The sequence below is a fragment of the Mesorhizobium sp. M7A.F.Ca.US.006.04.2.1 genome, assembly GCF_004022915.1.
Lineage (GTDB): Bacteria > Pseudomonadota > Alphaproteobacteria > Rhizobiales > Rhizobiaceae > Mesorhizobium > Mesorhizobium ciceri.
This window is the reverse complement of the sequence record NZ_RZQA01001033.1, coordinates 1-1,943: the sequence shown is the minus strand read 5'-3', so window position 1 is coordinate 1,943 and position 1,943 is coordinate 1. Positions and strand designations below refer to the sequence as shown.

Genomic DNA, 1,943 nt, shown 5'->3' with positions numbered 1-1,943 from the left:
GCCAGAAAGGTCTTCAGTTCCTTGGCGTCGATGTCGGCCGGTTTGACGTGGTCCGAGATCGCCTGCTTGGCGAAGGCCTGGAATTCTTCGTCGCTCATCTTCAAGCGCGAGGTGCCGATGATGCGTGTCGGCTCCGAAAACTGATGGTCGCGCTGGCGATAATAGAGCGACGGCAGAAGCTTGCGCTCCGACAGATCGCCGGTGCCGCCGAAAATGATGAAGTCGAAAGGATCGACGGGGATGATCTGGCTGGTCATGGTCTGTCCGCTCTGACGCCGGTCGCTGTGACGCGGCTGATATAATCTAATCGATTTAAATTTTCCAGTGCCATGGTGTCACATCTGGGTGTATGCGCCTGCCCCTTGACAGTCCGATGACCCAGAGGCTTGTCGACAGGCGCGGCACCGGAAGCCTTCGCAGTTGCAGCATAGAGCGGGATCGACGCGAAAGCCAAAGGAGAAATCGGCGATGGCCGCACATCTTTCGAGCAATCCGGCCAGAAGCCACGGGTTCGCGCGGATGTGCGCTATCGGCGCGCCGGTTGATCGTCATCAATCATGAGCGGGAAAAACATGCGTCTGGAAAACAAGGTTGCCGTCATCACCGGTGCTGCGTCCGGTTTTGGCGAGGGCATCGCCAGGCGCTTTGCGCAGGAGGGTGCCAGGGTCGTTGTCGCCGATCTCAACGCCAAGGACGCGGAGCGCGTCGCCGGCGAGATCGGCGAAGCGGCGATCTGGACCCAGACCGATGTCTCGCTGCGCTCCGAATTCGACGAGATGATCTATGCCGCCAAAAGCGCATTCGGCCGCATCGACATCATGGTCAACAATGCCGGCTACACCCATCGCAACGGCGACATGCTCAATGTCGACGAGGAGACCTTCGACCTGATAACCGCCGTCAACATGAAGGCGATCTATCACGCGGCACTCGCCGTGGTGCCGATCATGGAGCGGCAGGGCGGCGGCGTCATCCTGACCACGGCCTCCACCGCGGGTCTGCGGCCGCGCCCCGGCCTCACCTGGTACAATGCGTCGAAAGGCTGGGCGATCACCGCCACCAAATCGATGGCGGTGGAACTGGCGCCGAAGAACATCCGCGTCAACTGCCTCTGCCCGGTTGCCGGCGAGACCGGCATGCTGGAGAAATTCATGGGCGCCGACACACCCGAAATCCGCGAGAAGTTCCGCGCATCGATCCCGCTCGGCCGGCTCTCGACGCCGCTCGACATCGCCAACGCCGCACTCTGGCTGGCCTCGGACGAAGCCGCCTTCATCACCGGCGTGGCGCTGGAGGTCGACGGCGGCCGCTGCATCTGAACGCCTGGGTAGCAGGCCAGGATCTCATCCGCTGCAATACCAGGACAAGCGCAATCTCACGGCAATCGAGGATCAACCCCGCCAACAATGAGACCTACACCTATACGGCCAACGGCTTCATCGAGAATGCCGATGGGCCGTGGGGCAGCCTCACCTATACGATCGACGGTGTCGGCAACATCACCCAGCGCACCGTAACCATTGGTGGCGTCACCTCTATCGATACCTACAGCCTTCAGGGCGGCTCCAGCCGGCTGACCGGCATCCTCACCGGCGGCGCACCGAGCCGCGGCTTCCAGTCGGACCTTGCCGGCAACGTCACGCAGGACGCGACCGTCTCGCCGGAGCTCACCAAGACCTACAGCTACAATGCCGCCGGCCAGCTTTCGGCGGCCACCGTGAACAGTACGGCGGCAGGCAGCTACATCTACGATTATCTGTCGCGGCTGGTGTCTCGCACCATCGCGGCCTCGTCCACCTTGCATATGGTGCACGACCTCGACGGCAATGTGATCGCCGAATACGATGCGTCCGGCGCGCTGATCACCGAATACGTCTGGGTCGAAGGCAGGCCGCTGGCGATGGTCGCCGACGCCGGCACGACGCCGGTACTCTATTACGTGC

General features: G+C 62.4%; 2 protein-coding genes and 1 pseudogene. 2 read left to right on the top strand and 1 reads right to left on the bottom strand.

Annotated elements, in window-relative coordinates; genetic code table 11:
* Nucleotides 1-257 (bottom strand): annotated as a pseudogene (locus tag EN925_RS33835) (glucose-6-phosphate dehydrogenase); the annotation flags it as partial.
* Between the two features lie 315 nt (nucleotides 258-572).
* On the opposite strand from EN925_RS33835, the gene EN925_RS33830 reads away from it, so the two are divergent.
* Together EN925_RS33830 and EN925_RS33825 are read left to right on the top strand one after the other, a co-directional pair.
* On the top strand, nucleotides 573-1,319 hold the full coding sequence (locus tag EN925_RS33830; protein ID WP_127369261.1) for an SDR family oxidoreductase: 747 nt from the start codon (nucleotides 573-575) through the stop codon (nucleotides 1,317-1,319).
* 398 nt (nucleotides 1,320-1,717) lie between these two features.
* A partial coding sequence (locus EN925_RS33825) for a hypothetical protein (protein ID WP_164894585.1) occupies nucleotides 1,718-1,943 on the top strand: 226 nt, incomplete at its 3' end.